This is a genomic window from Lentisalinibacter orientalis, from assembly GCF_040706535.1.
GTDB lineage: Bacteria > Pseudomonadota > Gammaproteobacteria > Steroidobacterales > Woeseiaceae > Lentisalinibacter > Lentisalinibacter orientalis.
In genome coordinates this window covers 263,365-270,019 of the sequence record NZ_JAPDRJ010000006.1, presented here as the reverse complement: position 1 = coordinate 270,019, position 6,655 = coordinate 263,365, and the positions used below count along the sequence as shown (strand labels likewise).

The 6,655-nt window shown below is 60.1% G+C and carries 5 protein-coding genes; 3 read left to right on the top strand and 2 right to left on the bottom strand.

What is annotated here, in order from left to right; all coding sequences use genetic code 11:
* Nucleotides 1-709: AMP-binding protein (locus ACJMK0_RS18750; RefSeq protein ID WP_405240720.1), on the bottom strand; the 709-nt coding region annotated here is incomplete at its 3' end.
* Between the two features lie 150 nt (nt 710-859).
* On the opposite strand from ACJMK0_RS18750, the gene ACJMK0_RS18745 reads away from it, so the two are divergent.
* Both ACJMK0_RS18745 and ACJMK0_RS18740 read left to right on the top strand, forming a co-directional pair.
* Complete coding sequence (locus ACJMK0_RS18745) at nt 860-1,846, top strand: SDR family NAD(P)-dependent oxidoreductase (protein ID WP_405240719.1); 987 nt, start codon at nt 860-862, stop codon at nt 1,844-1,846.
* Nucleotides 1,847-1,872: 26 nt separating this feature from the next.
* A complete protein-coding gene (locus ACJMK0_RS18740) occupies nt 1,873-3,186 on the top strand; it encodes a phytoene desaturase family protein (protein WP_405240717.1) in 1,314 nt (437 codons plus the stop codon).
* 288 nt (nt 3,187-3,474) lie between these two features.
* On the opposite strand, the gene xsc is transcribed toward ACJMK0_RS18740, so the two are convergent.
* Nucleotides 3,475-5,223, bottom strand: coding sequence for a sulfoacetaldehyde acetyltransferase (gene xsc / locus ACJMK0_RS18735; RefSeq protein ID WP_405240744.1), 1,749 nt, complete (start codon nt 5,221-5,223; stop codon nt 3,475-3,477).
* A 478-nt stretch (nt 5,224-5,701) separates the two neighbouring features.
* On the opposite strand from xsc, the gene ACJMK0_RS18730 reads away from it, so the two are divergent.
* Nucleotides 5,702-6,631 (top strand): winged helix-turn-helix transcriptional regulator, encoded by a 930-nt coding sequence (locus ACJMK0_RS18730; protein ID WP_405240715.1) that lies wholly within the window; start codon nt 5,702-5,704, stop codon nt 6,629-6,631.
* Nucleotides 6,632-6,655: the final 24 nt, after the last annotated feature.

Sequence of the window (6,655 nt, the reverse complement as noted above, 5' to 3'; positions counted from 1 at the left end):
TGCCGCCGACATGGAACATCGGCAGGTTCACCAGGATGGCGTCGCCGTCCTCCATCCGGTAGTTGATGACCGCCGTCGTATAGAGCTGCAGGTAGGGCGACAGCACGCCCTTCGACGGGCCGGTGGTGCCCGAGGTGTAGATGACGCTCTGGATGTCCCAGGGCTCGATCACGGCGGAGTCGTCGAAGGCCTCGCCGTCGCCGTTCAGCGCGCCCGCGCCGTGGAAGCGCAGACCGGGCCGGTCCGCGGGCACCTCGCCGCCCGACAAGACCACCTGCTCGAGGCTCTCGAGCGTCAGCCCTTGCAGCCGTTCGACCAGGTCCGGATGAGTGACCATGATCCGCGCGCCGGTGAGGTTGACGGCATGTTCCAGCACGCCGCCCCGGTAGGCCGTGTTCAGCGGCACGTAGATGGCGCCGAGGTAATTGGCGGCGAACCACACCCGGACGATGTCCCGGCCGTTCGGCAGCCAGGCGATGACCGGGTCGCCGCGGCCGACGCCGAGGGCCTGCAGCCCGGCGGCCGTGTCACGGACCTCGCGGCGGCACTCCGCGTAGGTCCACTCGGTGCCGTCCTCGAACAGGGCGACCCGGCGATCGGGACAGCGCTCCGCCCGGCTGTCCAGCAGGCCTTTCAGGACGCAGTCGTCCCGGTCCGGCATGCGCGGATCGAACCAGGGCGGTCGGATCTCTTCGTGCTCGCCGCTCATGTGCAGACTCTCCCCCGACGGCGCTCGCGGTTACTTTCATAGAGCAACCCAACTTTAGCCAGCAGTCAGATGGCCGTCAACTGGCGGTTGACGGCAGTGTGATCAGCGCAGTAATCTAGGTTCGATTCTGCAAGTTAAGCGGAGTACTCGATGGACACGGCAACCCTTCTGAAAATCGCAAACTTCTACGGACGATTCACACCCAACTACACCAAGATCGGGTATTACGCGCGGGGATTACCCTGGGGCTCGTCGCGGCCCTGGGATTTCTCGGGCCAGTACTGGGTTGTTACCGGGGCCAACGCGGGGATTGGCAAAGCCATCATGCATACAGCCGCGAGGGCCGGCGCAGAGGTGCTGGCTGTAGCACGCCGGCCGGAGAAACTCCGTGATGCCGTGGCCGAGCTCCCCAACGATGCGGCGCAGCGCATCACCGAAGTGACCACGGATATGTCCTTGCAGCGTGAAACCCAAAAGCTATTGGACCGGCTGATCTCCGAAGGGAAGAAGATCAACGTTCTGATGAATAACGTAGGGGTATTGTTGAACGAACACGAACTCACGGATGAGGGCAGGGAGAAAAGCTTCGTAACCAATCTCCTGAGCCATTTCCAGCTCACGGAGGGTCTGCTGAACGCCCAACTGTTCGCTGACGATGCCACGATCGTCAACATGTCGTCGGGGGGCATGTATAACGTGCCCTTGTCCATCAAGGGTTTGAACACGCTCGACCCGGAGAGCTACAGCGGGAAGGTCGCCTACGGCTTCCACAAGCGCGCACAGGTGGCGCTGACCAATTACTGGAACCGAAAGTACGGCGACCACGGCCTGCGCTGCTACGTGACCCACCCTGGCTGGTCGAAAACGCCCGGCGTCAAATTCTCACTACCGGTCTTCTGGAAGATCCAGAATGTGCTACTGCGGAGCCCACTGCAGGGAGGCGATACCGCTCTCTGGCTCGCTGCAGAACGTCCGGAAATCCCGCCCGAAGAGGCGATTTGGTTCGATCGGAAACCCAGGGAGACCCATATCTTCGAGCACACTCGGAACCCGCTCTGCACCGAAACGGAGCTCGTCGATTATCTGCAACGCGAACTTGAACAGGAACCTGCGGCGGCAGCGCGTCCGGGCGCCTAGACTGTACGAAAGCTCCTTAGACCGATATGGCGAGTAAAAGATTCGATGCGATTGTAGTGGGCGCCGGCATGGGCGGAATGTGCGCAGCGGCCCGGCTCACTGCCGCCGGGATGAAAGTTCTGGTCATAGAGAAGTCGCAGCACATAGGGGGCAGGTGTTCCCATCGTCAGCGTGGCCCCTATACGGTAACCACCGGCGCAATCATGATTCCGATGGGAGAGAAGAGCGCGATCCGAGAAGCTTTCACAGCTGTGGGAGCCGAAATGGAAATGGTCGAGACAACAGGCCGCATGCGCTACCGCCTCGGGCACGGCGACTATGATCTGCCCGAGACCGGCGGTGGTCTACTTGGCATGCTCGAATTTGCTTTCGAAGGTGACAGCAATAAGGCTGGGCAGCTGTTCGCCAAATTCCGAAACGCGCTCGCGGACATCCCCGACGACAGGTCAACCTTCCGTGACTGGCTTGACAGCCACACGGACAATGCCGCCGTGAAAGGGCTGTTTCAAGGATTCTGTGCAGCCCTGATGGGCACCAACCTGCATGAGATTCCGGCGGGGGAGTTCTTCCGGTTCCTGAAATATAGCAGTCGTGGCAGTCGTTTCGGTCTGGCACAGCACGGTAACGGCACCTTGATGGAGACGCTGGCCGCCGCCATCGAAGCGCGCGGTGCGGAGATCCGTCGACATACGACTTGTCAAGCCATACTCAGCCGTGATGGGCGTGTCACCGGTGCCATGCTCAAGACTAAGGGCGGGCCTAGCGAGACGGTAGATGCTGAATTCGTGCTCTCCAATACCGGTCCGGACCGCACCATCAAACTGGCCGGGGGTCGCGGGCAATTTGATCAGGGTTACTTGGCGCGGCTTGACGCATGGCCACACGAGGCACCCATCCTACATGTCTCATTCGTCACCAACGAGCCACTCATCGAGGGATTCGATGGAAGCTTGGTTTTTGGAAATTGCCGCAATCTAATCTACCTTGAGATACCATCGATCATATCGCCGGAGCTGGCGCCTCCGGGCAAGTTCTTGCACACGGCCTACGGCGCTCCGCGTCACGCGGCAAAGACCGACCTGAAGAAAGATCTGGCTACGACCATCACCGAGCTGGAGGCCAACTTCCCCGGGCAGCTCGGGAATGCACAATTTTTGGTCAAGGCCCGGCACTCGGGACAGGGTCCGGGAATGCATCGCTGGGCCGGACGCATGATGCCGGTATCCACACCGATCCGAAATCTGTATAACGTCGGTGACGGCGCCACACCGCCCGGCACCATCGGGACGGAAGGCGCAGCGGCATCCGCCCGAGCGGCGTTTAACGAGATCCTCGTCTAGCGCCGCACTTTCCCACTTCCGACGGGATGTCAGCGCAAGCCGCTACCGCAGGATGCGTCCGCCCGGGTAGCTCTGAGTTCTTTCCCCACGAGCTCACCGTTCCGTATTAGGAAACGGCTGCCGACCAGGACGTGCGCGGTGCCCGTGCAGCTTGGGACGAATCGCCGAAAGTGTCATGATCCTGGATGCGGCGAGATCCCATTTGGAGGTTGCCGACGTGGAGTTCAAGGCCGTACGCGAGTACTGAGATCATGCGCCGCGGGACCGAGGTACCGTCTACGAGACTCCCTAGACGTAGTCTTTGTACTTCTCGAGGTAGCGCACCGGCTTCGACAACGCATCGCGCCGGAACGGGTCGCCAAGTTCCCGGGTCACCATGACCTCGAGGACGGTCGTCTTGCCTTCCTTCTGTGCGGCGCAGGCCGCGCTGAAGGCATCTCCGACGTCGTCCAGCCGCTCCACGACGACACCCTCCGCTCCCATCGCCTTCGCGATCTCCGCGAAACTGGGGTTCTCCAGGTTACTGCCGAGAAAGCGCTGGCTGTAGAAATCCACCTGGTTCTTCTTCTCAGCGCCCCACTGCTTGTTGTGGAAGACCACCGGCGTAACCGGGATTCCCTCGCGCACGCAGGTTAGCGTCTCCATCAGTGACATACCCCAGGCGCCGTCACCCACGTAAGCGACGGCCGGACGGTCGGGCGCTGCGACCTTGGCTCCCATGATGACTGGGAACGCATAGCCGCAGTTGCCAAAACTCATCGCGGCGAAGAAGCTCTTCGGTCTGTCGAAACGCAGATAGCTGTTCGAGACAGAGCAGATGTTGCCGATGTCGGTCGATACCATGGCATCGGCCGGCATCGCACGCTCCAGCTCGCGCAGGACCTGGCGGGGATGCAGGTACGGGCTGTCGGCCATGACCTCCTGGCTCCAAGGGTCGCGCTCCTCCGTCCAGGCATCCAGTTCCTCTTCCCAGGCCGCCTTCTCAGCGCGAATGCGCTCCGCCCGCTGAGCTTTCGAGCCGAGAGCGGCCACGTCCTCCCGCTCTCTCAGCCGCGCGAGGAGTTCGGTCGCCGCCGCCCCCGCGTCACCGCAGATGCCCACGGAGATCGGCTTCACCAGTCCGAGCATACGCTGATCGCAGTCGATCTGGATTATCTTCGCGTCCTTCGGCCAGTAATCCAGCCCGTGCTGAGGCAGCGTCCCAAACGGGCCGAGCCTCGAGCCAAGCGCCAGGACCACGTCTGCATCGGAGATGAGTTTCATGCCGGCTTTCGAACCCTGATAGCCCAACGGTCCACACCATAGTGGATGGCTCGCAGGGAACGAATCGTTGTGCAGGTAGGAGTTGACTACCGGCGCGCCAAGATACTCTGCGAGCTCGATGCACGGATCCATGGCATCGCCCATGACGACGCCGCCGCCGGACAGGATCACAGGGAATTCGGCTCCGGCCAACAGTTCCGCGGCTTCTTTGAGGCTCCGGCTCCCACCTGGACCACGCTCGATCCGGACCGGCTGGGGGATCTCCACGTCTATGTCCCCGTAGAAGAGATCTCTCGGGATGTTTAGTTGCGCCGGCCCGTTCTCCTGCATGGCCCTGTCGAAGCAGCGTCCGGCGATCTCCGCCATGCGCCCCTGGCCGTTGACATGGCCCTGGAACTTCGTGATTTCCGAGAAGATGGGCAGCTGGTCGGTTTCCTGAAAGCCCCCGAGACCGATACTGTTCGCGCCCGTCTGCGGTGTGATAGCAACGACCGGCGTATGCGCCCAGTAGGCTGCGGCGATCGCCGTAACGAAATTCGTGACACCCGGGCCATTCTGCGCGATGCAGACGCCGTGGCGACCGCTCACCCGGGCGTAGCCGTCCGCCATGTGCGCCGAGCCCTGCTCATGCACCGTGGGAATGAACCGGATACCGGCGGCTGGGAAAATATCCAAGACATCCATGTAGGCCGAGCCGACGATGCCAAATACATCGGTAACTCCATTCGCAACCAGAGTCTCGACGAAAGCTTCACTGGGAGTCATTCGTGGCATTTTGCTTTCACCTCCAAGAATAGTACTGATGCGATACATCGCCTCGGCAAAAAGGGCGATGATCTGCCTCTTGCGACGGTGCACCTGTAGATCACTAACCCACTCGACTTAAGCGAAAGCTCGATGGCCCGACCACGCAATAACCGCTGTTCCTATAAACAATCGCACCACCGCCAGCATATAATCATCCTGTCAATTGGCTCCGGACGTGATCAGGCCTATCGGGCATCCGAATACGGCGTGTAACAATAAGTATTTTAATGCAAGTATGGTGCGAATACCAGATCGATGGAGCCCTACGAGGCGCGTTAAGGGCATCGCGCCCTTCGCGACTGACGTTAGTGCTAAAAAACCGACGTAAGATGAGTACAATCGGGGAGGAAGCGTTGCCGTACGAATCTTGGCGGAAGCGACCAAAGTGCGGTATTTCAACTTCTTTTTTAAAAGTATCTAGCGCATTAAGGATCATACCCTGTCGATGGTAATGGAAGATCGAATACTTAAGGGCTCGGTCCGGCGTGCCCTCGATGAGATCGGCGACCGCTGGACGTTGCTGATACTTCTCAGCGCCTTCTGCGACGTGGAGCGCTTCGACGACTGGAAGGTCCGATTCGGAATTTCTCCAAGCATCCTTAGTAGCCGGCTGAAAAAGTTGGTCACGATCGGAATACTAACGAAGCAGCCTGTAGGCAAAGGAGCCCGACGTCTGCGCTATATGCTGACGGATAAGGGCGCCGATCTTTTCCTATGGGCGCTGAGCGTCTGGGACTGGGAAAGCGTCTGGATCTATCGCGACAGTGATCATCCGGTACAGCTGCAGCATACTGGCTGTGGGCACCGCACTCGGCCTCGATTCGCCTGCACTCATTGTGGCAAGCGCGTCAGCTACGATAACGTGATCATAGAACGTGGGCCGGGCTACGATGACGTGATGGTAAGCGAGACGCCGGACTCGCGCCGTTCGTCGACCACGACCGAAGATAATGATAACGAGATCTTCCTGGGCCGCTCGGTCGATACGATAGGCGACCGATGGAGTTTTCTTGTAATCTCAGCCGCGTATTTCGGAGTGACCCGCTTCGATAATTTCCAGAGCCAGCTCGACATCGCGAGCAATATCCTTTCCGACAGGCTCCGTCATCTGGCGAATCACGGCATGTTGGCCCGCAACCGTTATCAGGAGCGCCCTGCCCGCTACGAATACATCCTCACCGAGAAGACGATCGCATATTACAACGTGCCGCTGATGCTGGCACTTTGGGGAGATAAGTGGCTCCCTACACGATCTGGTTTGCCGTTTCTGCGCTATCATGAGACGTGTGGTCACGCTTTAGGCATTACACCTTACTGCCAGCATTGCGACGAAGAATTGGTGCGCGGAGAAGTCCGCTTCATTACTCCGGATTGATACCCAGGCATACGTTAGGCCTGC